A 25,748-nucleotide genomic window follows, 5' to 3' on the forward strand; every position below is an offset into this window, starting at 1 on the left:
AAATGATAAGTGATGAATGATGAGTGATGAGTTAGGGCTCCAATTTATCACTCATCATTTATCATTCATCACTTCGTTATAGGATTTTCCCCTCAATCACCTGCAATACATCCAACTTCCCACCGCCCAAATGGGCAAAAGCAATGATGCTGCACTGACTGTCCACCCAGTTGGCAGGTAAAGTAAAGGTATAGCTGCGTGAGCTTTTTTTGCTGCTTTTTAACTCTCCACCGATCAAATCGCCGTCAAAAGCAGTGAGCATGTCGCGCAGGTTGTGGCGATGGCTGTAATCACTTTTTTTACCATCCGGGGTGAGTTGTACATCTACAATTTGGTCTTCGGCGAGCATCACGCTAAGGCGGATATCGTCCTGGGGCAGGGGTTGGAGCAGCTCGGTATCGATGGTGACTTTGAGGACGCGGGTCGTTGCATTGTAGGTTTTGCTCAATTTTAGATCCACCAAAGGTGCAGCAGCAAGCTCCTGAGCAATGTACCCTGCCCATTGCGAACGTCCTAACTGCAAGTCAAATTCGCCATCGTACAATTTGCGATTCACAACTGCCGAAGGATAGCCCAGCGGTTTACCCAAGAGGTTGATAATTCCGTCTCCCTCTGGGGTGCGAAAGTCGTACTTGCTATCGGGATAAGGAGGCGCAAAGGAACCAGCATGTACACCTACAGAAATCACTTGGTCTTTGTACAATTCCCTCAAATTGAGCACTTCCACCGTACCCGCCGGGCAATTGACGCAGCGTACGCCCGTAAACTCTTCGATCAGCACCCGCCGTTTGACGTTCACATTGGGGCCGCCCGGTTCCAGGGGGGTAATCACTGGAGGGATTTCTTCACAAGTAAAAAGGGAAAAGGCCAGGAAAAACGAGAGAATGAGGCTACGCATGGTTTTGGAATTGTTTAAGCGCTTATATAAAGGCGAAATTGCGGGTTTTACGGCGGAAATGCTAGTAGGCAGTATGGGCTTTTGCTGAAAATGTCTTGGTGTGGACGGAAAGGGAATTTAGAACTGGATCTAAATTTATTCGTTCAATGCTATCTGGGTTTTGTACTCTAAATCCGACAAATCCACCCGATTTACTGCATTTCTTCTCCAAAATTTCCGAATATCCCTATCTTGAGCAGCGAGGACACCATTCGGTGTTGCTAAATTATGCAAAAAATTTACTGACGAAACGACGGCTAAAGTATGAGCAAGGGATTTTTTGGGCACCCTGCGGGCTTGTCCACGCTATTTTTTACCGAAATGTGGGAGCGCTTTTCCTATTATGGGATGCGGGCGATCTTGATTTTGTTTATGACTGCGAGTTTAGCGGAGAAAGGTTTGGGCATTGACCCTTCCGAAGCAGGGGCCATCTATGGTTTGTATACTGCTGGAGTGTATTTGTTGACCTTACCCGGTGGCTGGCTGGCTGATAATATTTTGGGGCAACGCAAAGCCATTTGGTACGGAGGTATTCTGATCATGATTGGTCACCTGATTCTGGCTATTCCGGGTAGTCCGGGAATATTTGTACTTGGCCTGGTATTTGTCGCTAGTGGTACGGGGTTACTCAAACCCAATATTAGTACGGTTGTGGGCGATTTATATCCCGAAGGTGGTGCAAGGCGCGACCAGGGGTTTTCCATTTTTTACATGGGCATCAACCTGGGTTCCTTTTTTGGTCAAATCTTTGTTCCCTTTCTGGCCGCTTACAACTGGCACTGGGGTTTTGGGGCCGCCGCAATCGGGATGTTTTTCGGTTTGTTGCAATTCCGGCTCACCCAGGGTAGCCTCAATGAGCTGGGCCTTAAACCCAAACTCAAGGAAGAAGTTGAAGAAGGTGTAGCCGTAGGTAAAGTCAATGGAGTCCTGGCTGGGGTGCTTGGCCTTGCATTAGTTGTGTTTTTGGCAGTACTCCAATGGAGAGGCATCATCGATGTCACCACTGCAACGGGCATTGCCCAGGCCGTAGGAGTCATCATTGTAGTAATTACTCTTTTTTACTTCCTGTACATCATGGTTGCTGGAGGATTGAATCCCGATGAAAAGAAAAAAGTGTTGGTGATCTTTTTCCTCTTTGTTGGAGCGGCCTTATTCTGGTCCGGATTTGAACAGGCTGGCTCTTCCTTAAACCTCTTCGCCCGTGACTTTACCAACCGCATGATTGGGTCATGGGAAATGCCCGCAGGAATGTTGCAAAGCGCGAATTCCTTAGTCATTATCCTTTTTGCGCCCATTGTTGGCTGGTTGTGGGTAAAATTAGCTGCACGCAACTTAAACCCCAATACACCTATTAAATTCGGTATCGGGATCATCTTGATGGGATTCGGCTTTGTGGTCATGTATTTTGCGGCTCAAATTGCTGCTGCTGGCACCAAGGTGGGTATGGGTTGGTTGTGGTTTACCTATTTTTTACATTCCATCGGTGAACTGACCTTGAGCCCGGTGGGATTGAGTGCTACGACCAAATTATCGCCCAAGCGCTACGTCGGGCAAATGATGGGAATCTGGTTCGTAGGTGCATCTTTGGGTAATTTGATTGCTGGCTTATTTGCGGGAGGTGTTGACACCGAAAATGCTAGCCAAATGCCAGCCCTGTTCTTGTCCGTGGTTACCTTTGCACTGATCTCAGGAGCTTTATTCATTATTTTTAACCCCATCTTAAAAAAATGGATGGGAGATGTGAAATAGTAGTGGCAATCCTTGGTGGTTGCCATTCGGTAGTGGCAACCATCAAAGGCAACCACCAAGGGTTGCCCAAACAAAACAATCCCTTTAATTAAATCGTTTACTCAGGCATACGACTGTCAAAACCACCCGCAATGAAATGCCTGACCATGTTACTCTGGTTGACCACCAGCCTGACCTTTAATCACTTAGCTGCCCAAAACAACCCCTGGAAGTTTCGGCACGACCACAATGGGGTACAAGTCTATACCCGCAAGGATAGCATCACCGGAATTTTAGAATTGAAGCTGCGCACTGAAGTAAAAGCCAGTTTAAGAGCAGTAGTAGCGCTGGCCACTGATATTCCCAACCTCAAAAACTGGGCCTATCGCCTCAAGGAGTCCTACCTGGTCAAAGAAGTCAGTGCCACTGAAGGTTATTTGTACATGCGTACAGATTTTCCCTTACCTTTTTCTGACCGGGATATGATTGTACATTATGTGATGCGTCAGGATCCCCATACCAAACAAGTGACATCCACCAGCAAGTCCGCATTTCAGATGATTCCTGAGAAGGACGGAATCGTACGCATCAAAACGCTGGAAACCAAATGGACCTACACTCCCCTGGCAAATGGTATGATCCGCCTCGAATACCAACTCAAATCGGACCCGGCAGGCAGCATTCCCAAATGGTTGATCAACCTGGCTGCGGATGACGGCCCGGTAAAAAGTATCGTCGGATTAAAGCAGCAATTGGCGAAATACGAGGATGCTAAGGTGAGTTTTTTGAAAGAATAACGTAGGGGCAACCCTATGTGGTTGCCCCTATGTGGTTGCCCCTATGTGGTTGCCCCTAACGTTCTTATCATTTCCATGTCCCATGGAAATGGGTGGCGCACCCTGATGTAGTGGCAACCACATAGGGTTGCCACTACTACCGGCGGCGTTTATTCCGATTTTTATTTCTCCGGTTGTTGTTGTTCCCTTGGCCTCCACCCTCTGGATTTCCACCACCATCGTTATTGCTGGGGGGATTCGGGTTATTGTTGCCTTGATCACCTCCACCTTGCTGGTTTTGTGGCCCACGTGGCGGCTGCGGTGGACGTGGATTGGGCCGTCCGCCGGTATTGTTGCCTCCGGAATTGTTGTTGTTGCTTCCGCCCCCGCCCCGGTTGTTCGGGTTATTGGGGTTGTTCGGATTATTCGGGCGTGGCCCCTGATTGTTTCCTTTGGGTGGCTGAGGATTAGCACCTTCCTCTTTGGGTGGACGGGGGTTGTTGTTCCCACGTTGTTGTGGATCGGGGCGGCGTTCAGAGCGTTCAGGGCGCCCTTGTCGATCTCCTTGTCCCGGATTTTGACCAGCACCACCTTGTGGCTTGGGCCGGTTCTCGCCCCGGTTGTTGTTTTGTGCGTTCCCTTCCCCGCTACGCTGCTGATCAGGGCGTTTTTTCTTTTTCTTTTTGCGGCGTTTTTTGTCATCGGGCAATTCAATTTCACCCGTCACGTCCACAAATCCTTCCTCTTCTGGTACGAATGCCGTTGTAGCTGCAACATCGAACTCGGCTGGTTTTTCACCCCGTGCGTTCATTTCCTGAATTTCCTTGACCTTGCTCAAATCCATTGGATAAATTGCTCCCCTACCCCGCTCGTGATCGTAAACGTAGTAAAGCAATTTTTTGAAAATATCGGTTTTGATCAAAGTCGCAGCCCCTTTTTGAGTATACAGTTTATCTGCACCACTCGGAAAATCCGAAAGAGCATCCAGATAAGTATCCAATTCGTAGTTGAGGCAACATTTCAAACGGCCACATTGCCCTGAAAGCTTCACCTGATTGATGGCCAGGTTTTGGTAGCGTGCGGCAGCTGTCGATACCGATTTGAAGTCGGTCAACCAGGTAGAGCAGCACAATTCCCGCCCACAGGAACCAATCCCACCAATCAAGGCGGATTCCTGGCGCGCACCGATCTGCCGCATTTCAATTTTTACGCGAAACTCCTTGGCGAAATGCCGGATCAGTTCACGGAAGTCGACCCGACCATCAGCGGTGTAATAAAAAGTCGCCTTGCGCTTGTCACCCTGGTATTCCACATCGCCAATCTTCATTTCCAGGCCCAGCGTACGCGCAATGGCCCGGGCGCGCACCATCGTCGGTTGCTCAGCTTCACGGGCTTCTTGCAAGCGCTCCAGGTCACGCTCATTGGCGCGGCGCAACACGAAATTGTTCACTGAGCGCTCATCCACCCGGCGGCGTTTCATTTGCAAGCGCACCAGCTCACCCGACAGGCTGACTTTGCCAATGTCATAACCGTTTCCGGTTTCAGCCACCACCATATCGCCTGTAACGACACGTACCTGGTCGGCTACCCGAAAAAACTGCTTGTGCACCCCGTTTTTAAAGCTGATTTCAACAATATTCAGCGGGTCAATATCAATGATGTCCAAAGTGGACAGCCAATCGTAGGTATTCAAGCGATTGCATCCACCCGTTGCACAGCCTCCACTGCTGTTGCATCCTTTGGTGCTGCCGCCACTACTGGTTCCACAACTCGTACAACCTAAACATCCCATCGTTTCATCGTTTTATGTAGCTGGATGGAAGCATCCAAAAAAAGGATCTTTGGATTTGCGTTCCGTTCCACATATTGATAACAATTGTTGAATAAACGTACTATTTGCTCCACTTGGTCTACATTGAGCACTTTTGCCAAATTTTGGGCACTGCTCAATTCCTCCGCCTGAAGTCGGGCATTAGTACTTCCCGTTACCATCATAATCAAAAACTCGCGCATAAAATGCAGGGCATACTGCAAAAAATGCTTTTGGTTTTCCCGCCCAAGGGTGGCAAAACCTTCACTCCATTTGACCATTTCTGGCCCATAACCTTTGTAACATTTGCGCAGCCAATCAAGTAACAAGGCTGCATCGTTGCTTATTTTATTCGCTGCTAAGGTAATGGCTTCATTGAAATTACCATCAGAAAGATGTGCAATTCCCCAGGCTTTGTCTTCGGGGCAAAGCTCCTGCCGCAACAAACCATCCACTATATCCTGATCATTCAGCATCGGAATTTTCACCAATTGACAGCGCGACAGAATGGTATTGAGGATCAACTCTGCGTTTTCAGCAATGAGGATAAAATGGGTAGCGGGAGGTGGCTCCTCGATGAGTTTAAGCAGGCGGTTGCCTTCATTTCCAAGGTATTCAGGCAGCCAAAGAATCAAGGTTTTAACTGGCGCTTCAAAGGTTTTTAGGCTGAGCTTACGGATGATGTTCTGGCATTCATCCTTGTTGATGTTGCCTTGTTTGTTTTCAGCTCCAATCAGTTGCAGCCACTGGTTGCTATCTTGATAGGGATTTTCCTGTAAGGCTTTCCGCCATTGAACCATAAATTTATCACTGGTCATGCCCGCACCAACCACCGGAAAGGAAAAATGCACATCTGGGTGAATCAGCTTGGACGTTTTGACACAGGAGGCACATTCTCCGCAGGAGTCGCCATCGGTTCGTTGAGTACACAACAAATATTGGCTGAGTGCCAGAGCCAGCGTGCGTTTTCCGATACCCGGAGGTCCCAACAACAATAGCGCATGCGGCAAACGGTCGGCTTCGACCATGTACCGGAGTGTGCTGATTGCCTCGGTTTGTCCAATAATATCTTTAAAACGCATGATGATTTCAGGCTTTACAGCCTCAAAGGAAGGATCAATCCTCGATTTGGTCCAAAATAACCTCATCAAAAGGACTAATGGAAGAGCGGAAAGTATTGATCAATTGGCCTTTTTCGTTCAGCAAGTATTTTTGAAAATTCCATTCGACTTCCGAATCCATGACCCCGTTTTCACTTTTGTGGGTCAACCAATGGTACAAAGGGTGAACTTCAGGGCCTTTGATGTGGACTTTGGTTGTCATGGGGAAACTTACCCCGTAACGCATTTTACAAAAATGGGCGATGCTAGTATTAGAGCCGGGCTCTTGCCCGCCAAAATCATTGGAGGGCAGCCCCACGACGACTAGTTTATGTTTAAAAGTTTCGTAGAGCTCCTGCAACTGTACATATTGTGGCGTGTAGCCACATTCTGAAGCTACATTGACCACTAGAATTTTCTTGCCTTTAAAATCAGCGAAATCAATCTCTTCCCCCGCGATGCCTTCAACTTTGAAGCGATGAATTGAATCCACAGCTTGTAAATTTTTTCACTTGTGGGGTAAAGTTAGATAAAAATGTTAAAGCAAAGTGGAGAAGATTAGACTTTTTTATGGCGATCAGGATTGAAGCCAGGGTATCAAGGGTTCGATTCGATTTCCTCCGACTCATCCACCGCCGTTTGCGGATGCTTTTTTTGCCACAAAACCTCCGACTCTTCCTGCTCCTCTTTGAGCATGCGCATGGCGAAAAAGATGCTGATAAAAAGCGTGACGATCGCCAAAAGAATCAGCCAGTCGTAAAACTCCTGGATGATGAAAAAATCGTATAACCCATGTACCAAAACAGCTAAACCCAGGCCCGTGGCTAAAAAGCGGATTTGGACTTTCCGTTCGGTTTTGAACTTGGCTTTGCCCACAAAATAACCCATCATAGTAGCAAAAACCGCATGGGCTGGTACGGCAGTAAGCCCTCGTAGCGCAGTAGTAGAAATGCTGTACTCCATAGCGTATAGTACATTTTCCAGGGTAGCAAAACCCATACTGATCATCACGGCGTAAATGATGCCATCGAGTGGCTCGTTGAAAAAAGGGCGAAAATAGGGGAACAGCACCAAGGTTAAAAACTTGAACAGTTCCTCAGTAAAAGATACCACTACAAAAGAAGTGACACAAACCCAAAACAAACTCGCCGGATCATCAATGCCCCGGTGGTAAAAGAACTCCTGCACTTTCATCACTGGAAGGGTAACCAACATACCCAGCATAAAGCATAGGGTAAGTGGAAACCACTTCTCCCGCTCGTGCCGATCGGAACGGTAGATTACCCATGCAATGAGGATTGCAGGTAATATGGCCAGTGTAAGTTGGAAAAACATTATCAAGGGCGCTTTGGAGGTTAGGAAATAGTCAGTTACGTGTCAGGAAGGGCATATCAACGAGGCACAAAAATCACTAATCCGTGGGGCAAAAATAGATGTTCATTTTTTTATCGCCCCTAAACTTTGGTAAGATCATAACACCATTTTACAAAAATCGTTTATTTTTCCTTTCTGTGGCTTATCTTCACAGGGAAATTGTAGAGACGCACGGCTGTGCGTCTCTGTAGTTAAAGACGCACAGCCGTGCGTCTCTACACTGGACCAAACAATTATTATGGCTGAGTTTTCTGAAATCCGCAACCGGCTGTCCAACGTTGAAAACTTGGAGAAAGAACTGCATTTGAAACAATTGCAGATCAATCGCCTGTTGAGCATCACTCAGGCCATCAACAACAATGTATCCGGAGTAGAATTGTACGACATGTACAGTTCATTTTTAAGTTGGGAAATGGGCATCAAAAAAATGGCGCTCTTCATCAAAGAGGAAGAAATATGGCGCTGTGCAACTTCCCTCGGGATTCCCGCCAACTTGCTCAGCGAAGACATCACGGCTCATTTTCCTAAGTATACTCGTTTGCGCAATTTGGAGGAGAATGATTCCCCCCTTATGCGCCATTTCGACGTAGTCATCCCCGTTCGCCATAAAGATATTGCGATTGCTTATGTATTCATTGGGGGTTTTGCTGAGGATGACGACATGTACAACAAAGTCCAAATCATCACCACCATTACCAACATCATCGCAGTCGCGATGGAAAACAAACGCCTCTTCAAACGCCAATTGGAGCAGGAGCGCCTGAAACGGGAAATGGAACTAGCTGGAGATGTACAAAAACTATTGATCCCTCAGCAGTTGCCTTCTTGCCGGAATTATGAATTTGCCAGTATTTACAAACCACATTTTGGGGTTGGGGGCGATTATTACGACTTCATTGAGTTTCCCAACGATAAAATTGTCTTCTGCATTGGCGATTTTACGGGTAAGGGTTTGTCGGCCGCATTGTTGATGGCCAATTTTCAGGCCAACTTCCATACCTTGATCAATAAACAAGCGGACCTTGACGAATTCATCCGCGACTTGAATACTTCGGTCAACCTCATTACTCAAGGTGATCGTTTCATTACTTTTTTCATCGCTGAATACAACACCTGTACGCGGGTATTGCGCTATGTCAATGCGGGGCATAACCCCCCGATTCTGGTTTCCCAAAACCGCCTGCTGGAACTCAACAAGGGCTGCATTATGCTGGGTTCGTATGCGAAAATTCCGGGTATTGAGATTGGTGAATGTAAGGTAGAGGAAGAGGAAGCCATTATCCTGGCTTACACCGACGGTTTGACCGATATTCGCAACAGTGCCGGGGACTTTGTCACCGAGGAGTTGTTGTATGATTACGTGCAGGAAAATTTCAAACTTCCTGCTGAAACATTCAACCAGGGCTTGCTAACCATCCTGGATGCTTTTAGAGGCGACGAGAACTATCCGGACGATTTTACTGTTTTAACCTGCAAAATTCACAACCATTGAGGCTTTTGTCTCGTCTTATAATAACTTAAGCTCAATTGTGGGGAATTTGATCGACTTAATTTTGATCTGTACTAAATTAAGTCGGACATTGCCTCAAAATCTAGTTTTTGTTATTTTACATCGCAAAATAAGCCCGGGGCAGACATCCATTTTCCATCCTCATACGTTTTTACATTGGTTCGAAATTGGATGTCGAAGTTTTCCGGCGTAATACATCATCATGAAAGACAAAACAACTGCTGGTCTGTTGGCAATATTTTTAGGCGGATTGGGTATACACCGTTTTTATCTTGGTCAAACTGGCCTGGGTTTTCTCCATCTCATTTTTTTCTGGTTGCCTTTGCCAATCTCCTGGATTGTTGGTTTCATTCATGGCATCATGATCCTTACCATGGATGATGATAAATTTAATCTTCAGTTCAATCCTGATCAATACAAAGTTGTTAAACGTGGAAATCGGCGAGAAGACAGGGAGTTTAACCGCAACGAACGCCGCCGTCCACAGGAGCCACAAAGACGCAGTACCGCACCCGTACGTCAGCCTGTAAACCAGGACAAACAACAAATGCTGAAAAAAAGTGGCATCGACAAATACAAGGATTACGATTACCAAGGGGCCATTGAAGAATTCAAAAAAGCCCTGGACCTGGACCCCAATGACATTTCCATCCATTTCAACCTGGCTTGTACCTACTCCTTAAACGAAGAGGCCGACAAAGCACTGGAACATTTGGACCGGGCCGTAACCCTGGGTTTTACCGACTTTAAACGCATCAAGGAACACGATGCCCTGGCTTTTGTACGCATCCAGGACGCTTTTGACGAGTTCGAAGCCAATGGTTTCCGCCTCAAGCAGCCTACCCCACAAAAACAGGCGGCTCACACCCAGGCACAGCCCACACAAGAACCGACCGAGGATCACTCGCCAATTTTGGAACAACTCCAAAAATTAAACGAGCTGAAATTGAAAGGTTTATTGACTGAAGAAGAGTTTGCAACCCAAAAGAACAAGCTAATGAACTAAGGGGCGACAAAAAAACAAGTGTTCATTTTTTTGCCCCGCTATTAAGCATAAAATGATTGCAGAAACGTTGATTTCGACGGCCATTATTCCCTTACAAACTTCCGACACTGGTGACGTGGCGTTGGAAATGATGAGTGAATTTTATGTGCGCCACTTACCCATCGTCAACAACCGCGAGTTGTTGGGCGTGTTGTCGGAAGACGACGTGATGAACTTCGACGTCAACGAAGCCATTGGCTCTTACAGCCTTTCCTTGCAAAGGCCCTACGTGCACAGCAATGACCACATTTACGAGGTCATGCGCATTGTTGCCGATCAAGATCTTTCGGTTGTGCCTGTAGTGGATGCGGACAACAATTACCTGGGTGTCATTACCCTGGAAGACCTCCTGCGTTACTTTGCCCGCACGGTTTCTTTCGCCGATTCGGGCAGCATCATTGTGCTGGAATTGAGCCGCCGGGATTATTCCATGACCGAAATCGCCCGGATCGTGGAATCGGAAGGAGCGACCATCCTCAGTTCTTTTATCAGCTCCTACCCAGAATCAGAGCGCATCGACGTCACCCTCAAGATCAACCTCCAACACATCCACAATATTCTGGCTACCTTCGAGCGCTTCAAGTACGAAATCAAAGCTTCTTTCAACGAAGCAGAATATTTGGACAGTTTGAAGGAACGTTATCAGGGTTTGATGAGTTATTTGAATGTTTAAAATTTTGCTGATTTGGTAATAGGCTAATGTGCTGATTATCTGGCAGCATCAAAATGTCTATTTTCAAACCCACAAAATCCCATGTTCCTATCCATCACCACAACCCAACACCCAGCCACCAACCTAGGCTACCTGCTCCACAAGCATCCCGATAAAGTTCAAACCTTCAGCACTGCAGGAGGCAAGGCTCACGTATTTTTCCCGGAGGCTACCGATGAGCGTTGTACCGCCGTATTGTTGCTGGACATCGACCCCGTTGAGTTGGTGCGTAGCCTCAAAGTACCCGGCGAAAGCCGCATGTTGCAGCACTACGTCAACGATCGGCCATACGTAGCTTCGTCCTTCACCAGCTCGGCCATCTCCAATGTTTATTCCTCCGCGCTCAATGGCCGCTGTGAGGACAAACCCGAATGGATCGGTATCCCTTTGGCCCTGGAAGCAAAAATTCCCGCACTAAAGGTAAAAGGAGGCCTGGGTTTGTTGGAGCGGATCTTTCAGCCTTTGGGTTATACCTTGCAAGCCGAGCGGCAGCCATTGGATGAGCAGTTCCCGGAATGGGGCGAAAGTTCCTATTTCAGCATTACTTTACAGCACAACATCTCCTTACAGCAACTCTTGCAACACTTGTACGTCTTGCTACCCGTGTTTGACTACGAGCGGCACTACTACATTTCCAGCAACGACATTGAGGTCTTGTTGAAAAAAGGGGAAAGCTGGCTCAAGGACCACCCCGAACGGGAGTTCATTGTACGCCGCTACCTGAACCATTCCTCTTTGATCAAAATGGCACTAGCACGTTTTATAGAAGAAGATGGAAATGAAAGCGCCGAACTTGAACCCGAGCCAATCAATCTCGAAGTAGAAGAAGAACGCCTCACTTTGCACCAACAACGCTTGAATGCCGCGCTGGAAGTGCTCAAAACTTCTGGCGCCAAGTCGGTGCTTGACCTGGGCTGTGGCGAAGGCCGTTTGTTAAAAATGCTGCTGCGCGAAGGGCAATTTACGCGAATTTTGGGCGCGGATGTATCCTTTCAAGTACTCCAAGTCGCTACCCGTCGCCTGTATTTGAAGGACATGACGCCCAAACAAAAAGAGCGGATTGAGCTGATCCAAAGTGCCCTCACCTACCGCGATCGCCGCATGGTCGGTTTTGATGCAGCTGCCCTGATCGAGGTGATTGAACACCTGGATTTGGAACGTTTGCCTGCGCTGGAGCGGGCGGTATTTGAGTTTGCGCGCCCGACTACCGTGGTGGTCACTACGCCTAACCGCGAGTACAACGCCCACTACGCTATGCCCGAAGACAAATTCCGGCACGGCGATCACCGCTTTGAATGGACCCGGCAGGAATTTGCTGAATGGGTTCAAAAGGTCGGTGACCAGTTTGGGTATACCGCTAGCATCGAAGGCATTGGCGAAGAGGATCCGAATTGGGGCGCGGCTTCCCAAATGGCTGTGTTTACGCGGAGTGTGGATTGAATACTTTTTGATTTTCATCATAAAATGAAAGCATGAAAAACCCCGAAGAACTAAAAAAACCACGGCCCATACCCGGCCAACTCGACATACCCGAACTCGCCCTCGTTGTTCTCATTGGGGCGAGTAGCTCCGGCAAATCAACTTTTGCCCGGCAACATTTTCGCCCAACTGAAATTGTCTCCTCTGACTATTGTCGTGCCCTGGTGGCCGATAGCGAAAACGCACTGAACGTCAACGACGACGCCTTTGAAGTGTTGCACCTCATTGTGGCCAAACGCCTCAAACAAGGCAAGCTGACGGTAGTGGACGCCACCAATGTACAACCCGAAGCCCGCAAATCCCTGCTGGCTCTGGCCCGTCAATACCACGTCCTAGCCGTAGCCATTGTGCTCAACCTGCCAGAGAAACTCTTGTTCGAGCGCCACGAGCAGCGCAGTGACCGCGATTTTGGCATACACGTCATCCGCAACCAACGCCGGGACTTGCAACGCTCTTTGAGCTTTTTGCGCAAGGATGGTTTTCGGTATACTTACATTCTGGATAGCCTGGAGGATATTGCGGCAGTGCAAATTCGTCGCACGCCCAGTTGGAGTGATTTTAGCCAAATCAAAGGGCCTTTCGACATCATTGGCGACGTACACGGCTGTTTTGACGAGCTGCAATTGCTGCTGGAAAAAATGGAATACCGGATTGAGCGTCAAGATCCCAGTTTGGACTATGGTTTCAAAGTGACTCCGCCCGCCGGCCGACAAGCCATTTTTGTTGGTGACCTCGTAGATCGTGGCCCCAAATCACCAGAGGTATTGCGCCTGGTGATGAGTATGGTTAAAAACCAACAGGCCTGGTGTGTACCCGGCAACCACGATGACAAACTGCTGCGCAAACTAAAAGGCAAGGATGTACAAGTACGCCACGGCCTGGCAGAAACCCTGGAACAGCTGGCCGATGAGCCCATCGAATTTGTACACGAACTGCGTGGCTTCTTGGATGGCTTGGTCAGTCACCTGGTTTTTGATGAGGGGAAATTGGTGGTCGCTCACGCGGGCTTGCGGGAGGAAATGCAGGGACGTGCCAGTGGTGCTGTTCGGTCTTTTTGCCTTTATGGCGAAACAACCGGCGAAACCGACGAGTTTGGTCTGCCCGTACGCTACAACTGGGCCGCGGAATACAAAGGGAAAGCGATGGTTGTCTTTGGACACACGCCCGTACCCGACGCCGAATGGCTGAACAACACCATCGACATCGATACCGGTTGTGTTTTCGGCGGTGGTTTGACGGCCTTGCGCTACCCTGAAAAAAAATTGGTTACCATACCCGCTTTGCAGGAATACTACAAACCAAGCCGCCCGATCCAGCGCAGCAATGCCGTGATGAGTGTTAGTGCTCAACACGCCAACGACGACATGCTGGATATGGCCGATGTCAGTGGTCGCCGCTTCATCGAGACCCGTTACGACAAGAAAATTCTGATCAAGGAGGAAAACTCCATTGCTGCCCTGGAAGTAATGTCGCGTTTTGCCATCAATCCAAAGTGGCTGATTTACCTGCCGCCTACCATGTCACCTACCGAAACGAGTGCCCTGCCCGACTTGTTGGAACACCCACTGGAAGGTTTTGCTTATTACCGCAAAATGGGGGTAACCGAGTTGATCTGTGAAGAAAAACACATGGGCTCTCGGGCGGTGGTCATTGTTTGCCAAACCAAAGAAGTCGCTACCCGCCGTTTTGGGCTAATCCAAGGTGGCCTGGGCGTATGTTATACCCGTACAGGGCGCGCTTTTTTTGATGACAAAAACCTGGAAGCTGCTTTCATCCAACGGGTTAACGCAGCCCTAACCCAGAGTGATTTTTGGGAAAAACATGAAACCGATTGGGTTTGTCTGGACTGTGAGTTGATGCCCTGGTCGGCCAAAGCCCAGGAGTTGATCAAAAACCAATACGCCAGTTTGCACGCAGCGGGTACAGCTTCGATGCAGGTACTTCAATCCGCTTTTACGCTAGGGAATACGCGGAATTTGCCGCTGGAAGATTTGCAAACCCGATATACCGATCGAGCTGAGGCCATCGAAAAGTACACCCAGGCTTATCGCAACTATTGCCGTCCGGTTGATGGGTTGAAGGGTTTAGTATTGGCACCTTTTCACATTTTGGCTACCGAAGGACGAGTACATTCCGGACAAGATCACTTGTGGCACATGGAGGAAATCGCCAGTTTTTGCGCCGCCGATCCTGAGTTGCTATTGGCCACACCATACCAGCTGGTCAATCTGGACGACGAAGCCTCGGTCACTGCCGCCATTGACTGGTGGTCGGAGCTCACTGCTCGTGGACAGGAAGGGATGGTCATCAAACCCCGTCAATTCCTCACCCGGCTCGAAGATGGCTTTGTACAACCTGCCATCAAGTGTCGGGGCCGCGAGTACTTGCGCATCATCTACGGGCCGGAATACGACCACCCCGAGCAGATTCAGAAGCTAAAAAGCCGGGGACTGGGGCACAAACGTTCGCTGGCTATCCGGGAATTTACCCTGGGAATGGAGGCCCTTGAGCGTTTTGTGGCGAAGGAGCCATTGCGCAAAACGCATGAATGTGTGTTTGGGGTTTTGGCATTGGAGAGTGAAGAGGTGGATCCGAGGCTGTAAAAGTATATAGATTAGAATTGTGGCAATTTGATTGCCAAATAATTAGAAACATATGCAGTATCTGAAACCCCGCCCCGAAAGTTTTAGACTTTCGGGGCGGTCGAGCAACGCACTTTTCGTTGCTTTACCTCCCCGAAGGTTTGAAACCTTCGGGGAGGGGTTCTAGATTTGCGCACAAATTCTTGATTTTCAAATCATATGAATCCTAATCAAGAATTCATTACTGGATTTTCTCCCCAGGTTTGAATGCCCCAGCATACAAATAAGCCGCAATGACCATAATAACTCCCAATCTGACCAGGCTCAGGTTTTCCCAGCGCGTGCCTCGATTGGTCAATTGCTGGTTTACTTCTGCAGAGAAAGGTGTTTGAGTTAAATCGAGCAATTCTGGCACAAAATAGGTGAAGGTAGCAATCAAGACCACCACATATCCTACGACAGCAAACAACACATGCTTTTTACGTGCTGTTTTCCAGGACATGAAGAGGCTAATTAGGAACACTAGCAGTGTCAATGGATGGATGTTCATCCAGAAAGGTGCCGAGTTCAAGCCATACTCGCCTTGAAACATGGCCAGGGAAGCTGGTATAGCTGCAAAGGCATGAGGCCAAATTGCAATATGCTCATAAATAGCAGCGCCAATGATCAGCGTAAAAAGGAAACAGGAAAGACCGTACAGAAAATTTTTAATAGTCATGATTTTAGGTGTTTGATGGGTGATTCATTTAAGTGGGGCAGGGGCATTGGCAAAATGCTTGTACTTGCCCAGGATTTTTCCAATAGAAACGATGATAGGCATCACTACTTTTTTTACAAAAGTGGGGATAACCATTAAGTCGTATTCAGTCCGATAACGAGTGATCAGATAGGCGGTGTCAAAAGGGTCGCCAGCATGTTTGCCCGCTTTGTCCATTGAAGCATAAACTGCGGCGAGGTAAAAATCAAGGCTATTGGCTGGTTTTACCCAACCTTCACAACGTAGTGGAGTGTCTCCAGCATTCCAGAAGCGGTGTACGTCTCCTCTTTTGAATAAAGCAGCTTCACCTGGGTTGGCTATTCTTTCCGGCTCGCCGCTGGATTGATAACCCATCGTTCCTTCGACAACTTTGAGGTATTCATCCTGCAAAAAGTGTACATGAAAGGGAGGGCCACTGCCTGGAGCTACTTCGTTTTCAACGAGCATCATTTCGATGCCATCCTGATCAATCAGGCGTTCCTTAAAAACAATTACTTCGCCCGAGAAATTCTGGATTTTGTGGGGCAATTTGAAAGGGTACTGCATAGGTGTTGATTTTATTTGCAGCAAAATTAGTACATTGTACTATTTAATGCAAATAAATTTAGTACATTGTGCTAAAAAAACATGAACACCAAAGGCAAGATATTAGAAAAATCACTTGAACTCTTTAACCATCAAGGAGTTCACAATGTTGGTGTACGTGACATTGCCCGAGCTTTAGAGATTAGTCCAGGCAATATGTCTTACCATTTTCCTAAAAAAGAGGATGTTATTTTGGCATTAATGGAAAAAATGTCAGAAGGAAACAACATTTGTTTTGATGCTTATGCCCTAAATGAGCCTTCATTGCAATCCTTTATTGCCTTATATGAGGGGCTATTTACCAACCAATATGCGTATAGAGGTCTGCTAATTGGAAATACCGAGTTTGAAGAAGTACTCAGGAAGCGGTATGCGTATACAAAAACCTATGAAAAACGGGTAACTCAGCTCAACAACATTCTGATCGGACTACGTAGTAAAGGTGTATTGCAATTATCGGAGCCCGATCAGGAAATGTTTTTGTCGTTTTTGGCCTTTTTGGGTCGCTCCTGGATTCATGAATCGTTCATTTACCAACAGGATACTTCGGCAAAAGAAATCATTCAGCACTATATCAAGCTCCTCAAATGGCAACTTTCTTTGATCGCTACGGAAAAAGGGAAACTGCAGTTGGCACAATTGGCTTGAACATTTTCTACCGCACCAAGGTCACATTTCCCTTAAACATCAACGGCTCATGATCCAATAATCTCAACTTCTGCGACATTGGCGTATGTTACCCCGTGTCGGGGGCGCGAGTACTTGAGCATTATCTCCAGGTCGGAATACGACCCACTTCTTTACAATATTTCATTGAATTCCAATCGTTCACCATCAGGTCCTTCAATGTTGAAGTATTTGCAACCATTTTCCCAGAAGGGTAAAAGCACAGGTCCTGGTTCTATAATTTTGTAATTGTGGGCCTTTAAAGTTGCATATACCTTGTCTATTTCTTTTACATCGAAGGCAATGTGATCGATATGTCCATTTTTGCGGTTTTTAATTTCTGTGAGCTCCGGTTCAGGCATCTGATATATTTCAATGGTAACGGAACCTCTTTTCATCATAGCAACTTTACCTTCATTACCATGGTGTATAAAAGTAGTCCCCATTACTTCTTTAAATCCTAAACCTTTATAAAATGTTTTTGAAGTTTCAAGGTCTGCAACGGGGATGCCCACATGTTGAATTTGGGTGAATTGCACCAAATTTTCATCTTTATCCCTGAAACAAGCAAAAGAATCACCTTTCACCATCCATGAAAACCCGAAGCACTCAACAGCAACAAACTCCATCCAAAAGATAAAACTTGATTTATGGCACCAATCGGGATAATACACATTGCCTAAAAAAGCAACCAAAATTGCCAAAACAATCAATACGCCACAGCCCTGATAAATTATATTCCTGAGTCTTTTTTTCGGCCCTCTTTCCTTTCCTTTTAGTTTTGATTTTGTGAATAAAAAAAAGGACATAACTGCAAGACAAAGCAAAAAAAGGCCTGCCGAAATAAAATGAATCTTTTCTCTAAATGGCTGTTCTTTCCAGGTAGTTACAACGCAATTATTGGTTGAGGTGCAAGATTCACAGACCAAATTGTTGGTTGGAAACAAAACCACACACATGGCAAAAATCCCGGCAAATAAGGAAAAATAAAAATCCACTGGTTCTTTTCCTTTATAAATGATCAGAAATACCGCCAATAAACTAAGTGTGATTACAAAAATGCTGCTCGCATGAGTAAAGTAGTAGTGGCTAATAGAAGGCAAAGGATAGATGATATTATTGTACCACAAAATCATTGCCCATAATAAAAGGGGTAGCAACATCCCCAAAATGCCGATTACTTTTCTGAGTGTATAACTACTTGAAATCCACAAACTATCATCATCAATAAAATCCAGTTGCAGGTATTGATTAACCTTGGCTTGAATTGAATTTTTCATTGGCAAAGGGTTTGTTGATAATTGGATAGAAAAGTCTATTCAATTACTTATACAACATAGACTTTTCTAATGCCAAAATAGAACAAAATCTTAAAAAATCCAATGGAAGCCAAGGTTAACCCTTACCGCACCAAGGTCACATCGCCCTTAAATATCAGCACCTCATCATCAATAAACTCCACTTCTGCGACGTACACGTACACGCCCGCGGGCATCAATTGATTCCGATAAGTGCCATTCCAGCCGAGGGGCTCCTGGCCAAGTGGGATGTCTTTGGTATCAAACATTTGTTCTCCCCAACGGTCGTAAATCTGGAGTCGTCGAATTCGTCGGGCTGCCGGCCCGCCATAGAGGGTGAAAAAATCATTTTTACCGTCCAAATCGGGCGTAAATCCATTCGGAATATAAATCGGGCGGTTTTTGACCACCGTGACCAACAATTGATCGGTGGCTTTACAGCCCGTGGCATCGGTTATTTCAATCTGATAGCGCACCGTGCGTAAGGGGCCTGCCAGTGTGGTTTGACAGGTAGAGCAAGTGACCAGATCAGCAGGCGACCACTGAAAACTAACCGATGGATTGTTCGGCACGGCCAGTAAGGTGATTTTTTGCCCCAATGAAATAGAAGTATCCAAACCAGCGTCCACCAGCAATTGTGGAGGTTCTTTGATGCTTACTTCTTGTGAAGCTGTACAGCCACCAGCATCTTCAACCGCAACCGTATAAGTTCCAGCCCTTAACCCAATAAAACGATTGTCGCTTTGAAAATTGCCACCATTGATGCCATACTTATAAGGCGGTCGGCCCCCAGCTCCAAGTAGACTAATGATGCCTGACGCATCGCCGAAGCAGATGACATCTACCGGCTGGACATCACCAATGAGCAACAAAGGTGGGTCAACCAGTCTTGCAAGTGTATCCCGATTACATCCATTAGAGTCGGTCAGGGTAACCCGATAGGTACCTGCGGGCAAATCCGAACGGAAAGGGGCAATGGATCCATTGTCCCAGAGATAGGTATAAGTGCCGGTACCTCCACTACCCAAAATATCGACGGCTCCATCTTTTGCCCCAAAACAACTCGGATCACTGCTGTTCATTTGAAGCACCAGGCGTGGAAAATCCGCTACTGAAAAGTTGAATTCACCCTTGCAGAGGTTTTGATCTTGCACGGATACCTTATAGGTTCCCGCTCGAATATTGAGCAAAGAATTGGCCCCTCGGAAACCCAGGCCATCATTCCAATTGTATTGATAAGGTCCTTGCCCATTGCCCAATCGCACTACAATGGAGCCATTTGCCGATCCAAAACAGGTCGGTCGGGTAACTGCATCAATGGTCGGATCGAGCCGCAGAGTAATTTCACGAACCTTAAGTAAAGTATCTTTTTCACAACCATTTCGGTCCCGCCATCGCAAGGTGTAATCACCGGCAGCTGCATTGCGGAGAACTGGGTCGGAGACCAGGGGGCCATTGTTCCAGCTGTACTGATAGGGTCCAGTGCCACCAGTGAGTTGAACACTTAATTCGCCGTCCCGGCCACCATTACAGGTCGCTTCTTTGTCTTGGGCGGTAAGTACAAAGGGAGTTGGGCCTTTTACTGTGAAAGTCAAATTGGTATCACAGGTGGCTTGATCGGTGATTTTGATGGAGTAGGTACCAGGGCTAAGGTTTTGAAGGTCTTCAGTACGTGACCCATTATTCCATGTGTAAATGTAAGGTCCATAGTTGTTGCTCACCCCTACATCAATGGAGCCTGTGCGCGTATCGGGGCAGTTCTCATCCCGTGTTTGACTACTGAGGGTGAAGTGATTTTTGCAACATTCTACCTCAATTTCCTTAATTTTGGTCACTACGCATCCATCGGTACTGGTGGCTCTGAGCAGGATGTTTTTTTTACCTGGCCGATTAAATTGAATCACATGTGGGCCTTTTCCATCTACGGCTCCTGGACGATCGGAGGTTGGACCAAAGAACCATTCCCATTTGGTAAATCCTCCATTGAAAACAGAAGCATCTGTAAATTTCACTTCTTGGCCAATACAACCGGGGCTCGAGTCTACATTAAAATCGGTCTTAGGACCGACAAAAGTCCCGGTCCCTCCAAAGGTGATCGTATATCCAGATCCTGAATTGCTAAAATTGTTTACGACCAAAGCATAGGCGCGGCCACTCACCATGTTGAGTGGAGAAAGGAAGTTATTGCTTCCTACATCGCATCCGCAGTATTCTACATCTCCATTTTCTCTTGCGCGCAAACCTGTTGCGCCAGTACAATTGATCCAATCATTTATGGTGATGCCAGGCCCTGTGATTTCACCCGAAGACATACATTTTATGACGTCCTTGCGAGCACAATTATTGACACCATTAGGCAGCTCAAAAACCATAAAATCAATGTCATCATCGGGATTCAAAGGAGTAATCGTAAACGTTAAAGGCCCTGCTACATCACAAGTCCATTTGTACCAATTCGACTGAGACTCTTCAGGGGTACAACGTGTTCTTCCACAAAAACCATCTATTTCATTAGGATCTTTGCCTTCACCTATTACGAGTGGAATCGAAATCGAACTTTTATCACAAAGAATATTTCCGGTTGCACAATCACTGCTGGGGGTTTGGCTCGCCGTAAAATTATTAATACATAGTCTGAAAGTACCATTCAAGTTAGTACGGGAACTGACCCGGATAAAATACCTTTGCCCTATGGTCAACCCGGAAGCAAAAGCTTGAATGGTATGCCGATTAAACGCATCCGAAATACAGGTATTCATCTCCTGCAAATTACCACAGGTGCCCCTGTACAAGGCAAACTGGGGAGCCCTCAATGTACCACCAGAATTAAGGCGAGTTGCGCCAGCAATACTGATGTTGACATCCGTCCCTATCGCATCAAACGCAAACCATACGTCATTATGAACAGTACCCGTAGCCATACAGGTTGGAATAGCTAGACCTGCTGTTGGGGTAGCCCCCACGGTCGTAAATTGTGCTGATCGGGAACACCACCCATCTAATGTATCCAATAAAAAGGCATTGGTACAAATGTCGTTTACGGGAGCTTGGGCATAAAGCTTGCCTAGCGCAAACACAGAAATAAACAGTACAAAAATTTTTCTCATAGCCGATCCAATTTGGCCTCTCAATTGATAAAGTTTACTGAAGCTACTACAAATAACGCCATTAAGCCAGATTTATATCACACCATTTGGAAAGAGGATGATATTTTTGTGCTTTGAATGACAAAAAAAATACAAATGCGTCGCCACCTTCCCAATGCCATCACTTTATTGAATCTTTTTTGCGGCGCATGTGCGAGCCTATGTCTACTATACGGACGTTTGGAATGGGCCATGGGGTTGGTCGCATTGGGTGCATTGGCTGATTTATTCGATGGAATGCTTGCACGCATGCTGAATGTGCATTCTGAATTGGGCAAACAACTGGATTCGCTGGCCGATATGGTTTCATTTGGGTTGGTGCCAGGGATTATTTTGTACGGACTGATTGCTGCGGCCTGGCAGGGGCAATGGCCAACAGATCTGGAAATTCGGGCGCTCCCGGCCTTTACCATTACCCTTTTTGCCGCCTTACGTTTGGGCAAATTCAATCTGGATGAGCGGCAAAGCGATGGTTTTTTGGGCTTACCCACCCCGGGTTGCACTTTGTTCATGGTGGGCTTGTTGGCGGCTTATCTTTCTCCTGGTTCTTTTTTACATTTTGCCAGTCCAATCTGGTTTTATGTAATTACGGCACTCTTTTCAGCACTAATGGTTCTAGAAATTCCCATGTTTAGTTTTAAATTCAAATCCTTACAATGGACAGGGAATGAGATAAGAATTATCTTTGCGGCGATTGCAGTGGCTGTTTTGCTGTTTTGGCAAATTGCCGGCTTAGCGATAGTGGTATCACTGTACATCCTTTTTTCAATTTTCATCCATTTTTTTAAGCGTAAATCATTGCCATGAAATTTGTTGCAGAAATTGACATTATGCCCCATAAAGAATTGCTGGACCCCCAAGGTAAAGCGGTGTCACACAATCTAAAAAGCCTGGATATTCATAGTGTGGCGGATGTGCGCATTGGCAAACACATCACCCTAACCCTGGAGGCTGAGACGGAGGAGGAAGCCCGTGAAACGGTGGACAACGCCTGCCGCAAATTGCTGGCCAATTTGATTATGGAGAGTTTCGCTTTTGAATTAACCGCAATAGAATAAAGTTTAATGGTTCTGGATTGCATTCGGTTACTGACCTGCACTTCGACTACGCTCAGTGACCGGCTCAGTGACTGAATGCAATCCAAAACCATTAAACTTTTAAGCCTCACCCATGCTCTACCTCGTTCCAACGCCCATCGGCAACCTTGAAGACATCACCCTGCGCGCCATTCGGGTACTCAAGGAGGTGGACATCATCCTGGCGGAAGATACCCGTACTTCACGCAAGTTGCTTGATCACTACGGCATCGAAACTCCCCTCTGGGCCCATCATGCGCACAATGAGCATACGGCGGTAAATGGGGTAATGCGAGAATTTTTGGCGGGTAAAAAGTTGGCGCTGATCTCGGATGCGGGTACCCCCGGTATTTCTGATCCCGGTTTTTTGCTGGTACGCGAATGTGTAAAGCAAGGGATTCGGGTAGAATGTTTGCCCGGTGCAACCGCGCTGATACCGGCCCTGGTTCTGTCGGGATTGCCCTGTGACCGTTTTCATTTTGAAGGTTTTTTGCCCCATAAAAAAGGCCGACAAACCCGAGCGCAATACCTGGCGTCTTTACCCCAAACCTTTGCGCTGTACGAATCGCCCCATCGCCTGGTAAAGGCATTGGAACAACTCTTGGAGTTTTGTGGCCCTGAGCGCAGCGCTTGTGTGGTACGCGAACTGAGCAAGTTATTCGAAGAAGCGCATCGGGGTACTTTGGCGTCACTTGTTGCGTTTTTTCAACAGCACCCCGAAAAAATCAAAGGGGAAATTGTCATCGTTGTCGCTGGGAAGGAAGACAAGGAAGGTAAAGAAGATAAATATGAAAAACATGAAAAATAAACTGGCCCTCTTGGGTGGGCTTATTTGCGTTCTGGCTTTTGGTTTTACTTTTTGTAAAAATGGAAAAAGCCAGCCCGAAGTAGTGGATGAAAAGCCCCCTGTTGCAGCAAAAGTTCCTGCTTTTAACCGTGATTCGGCTTTCCAGTACGTAAACAAACAAACCGAGTTTGGCCCCCGCGTGCCCAATACTGCCGCTCACGTGGCCTGCAAAAACTGGCTTTCTGCCAAACTAAAAGGCTATGGACTGGAAGTCATCGAGCAAAATTTCACGCCTACTACTTTTGATGGCAAAAAACTGAATAGCACCAACATCATTGGTCAATACCGCCCTGACCTCAGCCGACGGATTCTCCTGGCTGCCCACTGGGATTCACGCCCTTTTGCTGACTCACCTATTGCGACTGGTGACAAAACCAAACCCGTAATGGGTGCTGACGATGGGGGTAGCGGGGTAGGCATTCTGCTTGAAGTAGCCCGCCAATTGCAGGCCAATCCAGTAGACATTGGCGTGGACATCGTCTTTTTTGATGCCGAAGATTGGGGCGACAGCAGTGAAAACGCTAAATCCGACACCTGGTGCCTCGGTTCCCAATACTGGGCCAAAAACCTGCATTATAAAGGTGGAATCCGCCCTGAATATGGCATCTTGCTCGATATGGTAGGTGCCCCATCCGCACGTTTTGGGTTCGACGATGTGTCTTACGAGCGTGCTGGTGATGTCCTGCAAAAAGTATGGGGCCTGGCCAAAGAAATGGGTTATGGTCAATATTTTGTAGAAGAAGCAACTGGCGGTATTACCGATGATCACGTGTACGTCAACTACATTGCAGGGATCAAAATGATCGACATCATCAACAAACCGGCAGCTAGTAAAACTGGTTTTGTGGACCATTGGCACACGGACGGGGATACCATAGACAAAATTGACCGGTACACTTTAAGAGCAGTAGGTCAAGTGTTATTGGCCGTAATCTATCGGGAGTTCAATGGTGAATTATAAAGATTTAGTTTAAAAAAGCATCAGAATCTGGAACGAAGGGTGGAAGCCTATTCTTACTTGGTCGTAGATTAGTGACATGTCTACGCCAAGAACTCATTTGTACGCAGGACAATTCACATTCTTTTTGTTTCCCAAATAATTTCTATGAAAAAGAAAAATGTTCTAATCATCATTTCTTTCATTTTCTTTTTCGGTTATAGCATCAAGCTGACCAGTCAAAATATCACAGGTAAGTGGTATAATTATGATTTTTCGGAAAATTTCATTGTTTTTGATACGCTTAGGCATTTTAATATACATGTTGATGATTTTTTATTTGAAGCCCCAGGTCTTCCATATCTAATTGAATCGAATAGTAATGATTCAGTTTTAATTGTAAAAATCGGGTCTTTATTCAAAGCTAATTTATATTTTTTTACTAGTCATATTGTTTTTGTTGGGTATAAAACAGGTGAAATTTCAGGCCATATTGATGAAGTAGGGCTTTTCTTGAAAGACAAGAGCTATAAAGATTCTCTGAATTTCGCTCGTGATCCCAAACTTGAAATACTTGTTCCTGAAAATTTCACAGGTGAAGCGTATATAGCTTTTTCACAACCCGTGGATGATGGTCTACAAACTGTAACTTCAGAAAAAACAACGATCCGAATAAAAAAAAATGGGCTTCTTCAATCTTCTATTAGGCAAGATCCTCTCATTTATGCCAGAAAGAACGAAGTATTCCGTTATGAATCCTCTAATAAAGTATTACCAGTTTTTCATCCAGGTTTCACTCGTATTGAGGGTTTTAAGCATCGGTTAAACCCACAAGATATTTGTGTACTTTCTCTAGGCTTTAACCAAAGTGCCCGTTCAAAGATAAATGAAAAATTTTGCCAAGAAATAGAAGGCGATGTAGGGCAATACATCATTGACACTTTTGAGAACCTAGTAAAAATCGATAAAATTAACTAATCTACCCTGACAAAGTCAGGATCGACTAGTTCGCGAAAATGCTTATACTTCGTGGCTAAATTTCTAAAACCATTCCAGAGGTGGGGTTTCAAACCACACTACTGAACATTTTACTCGGAGGACATCAATTGCCACGTGCTTTAGCGCGTGGTTAGCAGGATTTTTTAAAAATGGGCTTTAGCCCTCGCTTAAAAATTAATGCCAGGACTAAAGTCCATCAAAAAGACAATCTCCATCCACGCGCTAAAGCACATGGCAATTCATGTCCTTCACTTCTGAAATACAAAAATGCCCAGTAGTATGGCTTTAAACTATTTCAAAAAAGTACCAGAATCTGGAACGAAGGGGTTTTGCATCAACACTTAATTGTGTCACTAGCAATATTGCTACGATGCTAAAACCTCT

Annotated in this window: 22 protein-coding genes; 13 read left to right on the forward strand and 9 right to left on the reverse strand. The window is 46.4% G+C overall.

Annotated elements, in window-relative coordinates; all coding sequences use genetic code 11:
* Window positions 1-76 precede the first annotated feature (76 nt).
* Window positions 77-898 (reverse strand): Omp28-related outer membrane protein, encoded by an 822-nt coding sequence (locus ACO08K_RS02090; RefSeq protein ID WP_421794731.1) that lies wholly within the window; start codon window positions 896-898, stop codon window positions 77-79.
* A gap of 303 nt (window positions 899-1,201) precedes the next feature.
* Between ACO08K_RS02090 and ACO08K_RS02095 the strand changes: the two genes are divergently transcribed.
* Window positions 1,202-2,686, forward strand: a complete 1,485-nt coding sequence (locus ACO08K_RS02095; RefSeq protein ID WP_421794732.1) for a peptide MFS transporter — start codon at window positions 1,202-1,204, stop codon at window positions 2,684-2,686.
* Window positions 2,687-2,817: 131 nt separating this feature from the next.
* Complete coding sequence (locus tag ACO08K_RS02100) at window positions 2,818-3,462, forward strand: START domain-containing protein (RefSeq protein ID WP_421794733.1); 645 nt, start codon at window positions 2,818-2,820, stop codon at window positions 3,460-3,462.
* A gap of 136 nt (window positions 3,463-3,598) precedes the next feature.
* Here ACO08K_RS02100 and ACO08K_RS02105 read toward each other — a convergent pair whose 3' ends face one another.
* The 4 genes from ACO08K_RS02105 to ACO08K_RS02120 all read right to left on the reverse strand — a co-directional run bounded on the left by ACO08K_RS02105 (window position 3,599) and on the right by ACO08K_RS02120 (window position 7,686).
* Window positions 3,599-5,233 carry a PSP1 domain-containing protein gene (locus ACO08K_RS02105; RefSeq protein ID WP_421794734.1) on the reverse strand — a complete coding sequence of 545 codons (1,635 nt, stop codon included), beginning with the start codon at window positions 5,231-5,233 and terminating at the stop codon, window positions 3,599-3,601.
* Window positions 5,221-6,333: an ATP-binding protein gene (locus ACO08K_RS02110; RefSeq protein WP_421794735.1), complete on the reverse strand. Its 1,113-nt coding sequence runs from the start codon at window positions 6,331-6,333 to the stop codon at window positions 5,221-5,223. Before ACO08K_RS02110 ends, ACO08K_RS02105 begins: the two co-directional genes overlap by 13 nt.
* 34 nt (window positions 6,334-6,367) lie before the next feature.
* The gene (locus ACO08K_RS02115) at window positions 6,368-6,844 is read right to left on the reverse strand and encodes a glutathione peroxidase (RefSeq protein WP_421794736.1); all 477 of its coding nucleotides are present in this window, start codon (window positions 6,842-6,844) and stop codon (window positions 6,368-6,370) included.
* A 104-nt stretch (window positions 6,845-6,948) separates the two neighbouring features.
* Window positions 6,949-7,686 (reverse strand): PrsW family intramembrane metalloprotease, encoded by a 738-nt coding sequence (locus tag ACO08K_RS02120; RefSeq protein WP_421794737.1) that lies wholly within the window; start codon window positions 7,684-7,686, stop codon window positions 6,949-6,951.
* 277 nt (window positions 7,687-7,963) lie between these two features.
* Between ACO08K_RS02120 and ACO08K_RS02125 the strand changes: the two genes are divergently transcribed.
* The 5 genes from ACO08K_RS02125 (at window position 7,964) to ACO08K_RS02145 (ending at window position 15,074) form a co-directional block, all read left to right on the forward strand.
* A complete protein-coding gene (locus ACO08K_RS02125; protein WP_421794738.1) occupies window positions 7,964-9,217 on the forward strand; it encodes a PP2C family protein-serine/threonine phosphatase in 1,254 nt (417 codons plus the stop codon).
* Between the two features lie 220 nt (window positions 9,218-9,437).
* Complete coding sequence (locus ACO08K_RS02130) at window positions 9,438-10,241, forward strand: NINE protein (protein WP_421794739.1); 804 nt, start codon at window positions 9,438-9,440, stop codon at window positions 10,239-10,241.
* Between the two features lie 52 nt (window positions 10,242-10,293).
* Window positions 10,294-10,953: a CBS domain-containing protein gene (locus ACO08K_RS02135; RefSeq protein ID WP_421794740.1), complete on the forward strand. Its 660-nt coding sequence runs from the start codon at window positions 10,294-10,296 to the stop codon at window positions 10,951-10,953.
* Between the two features lie 81 nt (window positions 10,954-11,034).
* Entirely contained in the window at window positions 11,035-12,432 is a 1,398-nt protein-coding gene (locus ACO08K_RS02140; protein WP_421794741.1) for a 3' terminal RNA ribose 2'-O-methyltransferase Hen1, read from the forward strand.
* Window positions 12,433-12,464: 32 nt separating this feature from the next.
* Window positions 12,465-15,074: a polynucleotide kinase-phosphatase gene (locus tag ACO08K_RS02145; RefSeq protein WP_421794742.1), complete on the forward strand. Its 2,610-nt coding sequence runs from the start codon at window positions 12,465-12,467 to the stop codon at window positions 15,072-15,074.
* 220 nt (window positions 15,075-15,294) lie between these two features.
* On the opposite strand, the gene ACO08K_RS02150 is transcribed toward ACO08K_RS02145, so the two are convergent.
* Window positions 15,295-15,771, reverse strand: coding sequence for a hypothetical protein (locus ACO08K_RS02150; protein ID WP_421794743.1), 477 nt, complete (start codon window positions 15,769-15,771; stop codon window positions 15,295-15,297).
* A gap of 24 nt (window positions 15,772-15,795) precedes the next feature.
* Window positions 15,796-16,356, reverse strand: a complete 561-nt coding sequence (locus ACO08K_RS02155; RefSeq protein ID WP_421794744.1) for a cupin domain-containing protein — start codon at window positions 16,354-16,356, stop codon at window positions 15,796-15,798.
* Window positions 16,357-16,437: 81 nt separating this feature from the next.
* Between ACO08K_RS02155 and ACO08K_RS02160 the strand changes: the two genes are divergently transcribed.
* Complete coding sequence (locus ACO08K_RS02160; protein ID WP_421794745.1) at window positions 16,438-17,043, forward strand: TetR/AcrR family transcriptional regulator; 606 nt, start codon at window positions 16,438-16,440, stop codon at window positions 17,041-17,043.
* A 152-nt stretch (window positions 17,044-17,195) separates the two neighbouring features.
* On the opposite strand, the gene ACO08K_RS02165 is transcribed toward ACO08K_RS02160, so the two are convergent.
* Both ACO08K_RS02165 and ACO08K_RS02170 read right to left on the reverse strand, forming a co-directional pair.
* Window positions 17,196-18,341 (reverse strand): VOC family protein, encoded by a 1,146-nt coding sequence (locus ACO08K_RS02165; protein ID WP_421794746.1) that lies wholly within the window; start codon window positions 18,339-18,341, stop codon window positions 17,196-17,198.
* Between the two features lie 122 nt (window positions 18,342-18,463).
* Entirely contained in the window at window positions 18,464-21,466 is a 3,003-nt protein-coding gene (locus tag ACO08K_RS02170) for a gliding motility-associated C-terminal domain-containing protein (RefSeq protein ID WP_421794747.1), read from the reverse strand.
* Between the two features lie 135 nt (window positions 21,467-21,601).
* Here ACO08K_RS02170 and ACO08K_RS02175 point away from each other — a divergent pair, with 135 nt between their 5' ends.
* The 5 genes from ACO08K_RS02175 (at window position 21,602) to ACO08K_RS02195 (ending at window position 25,343) form a co-directional block, all read left to right on the forward strand.
* Complete coding sequence (locus ACO08K_RS02175) at window positions 21,602-22,312, forward strand: CDP-alcohol phosphatidyltransferase family protein (protein ID WP_421794748.1); 711 nt, start codon at window positions 21,602-21,604, stop codon at window positions 22,310-22,312.
* Window positions 22,309-22,563 (forward strand): phosphoribosylformylglycinamidine synthase subunit PurS, encoded by a 255-nt coding sequence (purS, locus tag ACO08K_RS02180; protein ID WP_421794749.1) that lies wholly within the window; start codon window positions 22,309-22,311, stop codon window positions 22,561-22,563. Before ACO08K_RS02175 ends, purS begins: the two co-directional genes overlap by 4 nt.
* Before the next feature lie 112 nt (window positions 22,564-22,675).
* A complete protein-coding gene (rsmI, locus tag ACO08K_RS02185) occupies window positions 22,676-23,389 on the forward strand; it encodes a 16S rRNA (cytidine(1402)-2'-O)-methyltransferase (RefSeq protein ID WP_421794750.1) in 714 nt (237 codons plus the stop codon).
* Entirely contained in the window at window positions 23,379-24,389 is a 1,011-nt protein-coding gene (locus tag ACO08K_RS02190) for a M28 family peptidase (protein WP_421794751.1), read from the forward strand. Before rsmI ends, ACO08K_RS02190 begins: the two co-directional genes overlap by 11 nt.
* 144 nt (window positions 24,390-24,533) lie before the next feature.
* Window positions 24,534-25,343: a hypothetical protein gene (locus ACO08K_RS02195; RefSeq protein WP_421794752.1), complete on the forward strand. Its 810-nt coding sequence runs from the start codon at window positions 24,534-24,536 to the stop codon at window positions 25,341-25,343.
* Window positions 25,344-25,748: the final 405 nt, after the last annotated feature.

Source organism: Haliscomenobacter sp., assembly GCF_965225875.1.
In the GTDB taxonomy this organism is placed as follows: domain Bacteria; phylum Bacteroidota; class Bacteroidia; order Chitinophagales; family Saprospiraceae; genus Haliscomenobacter.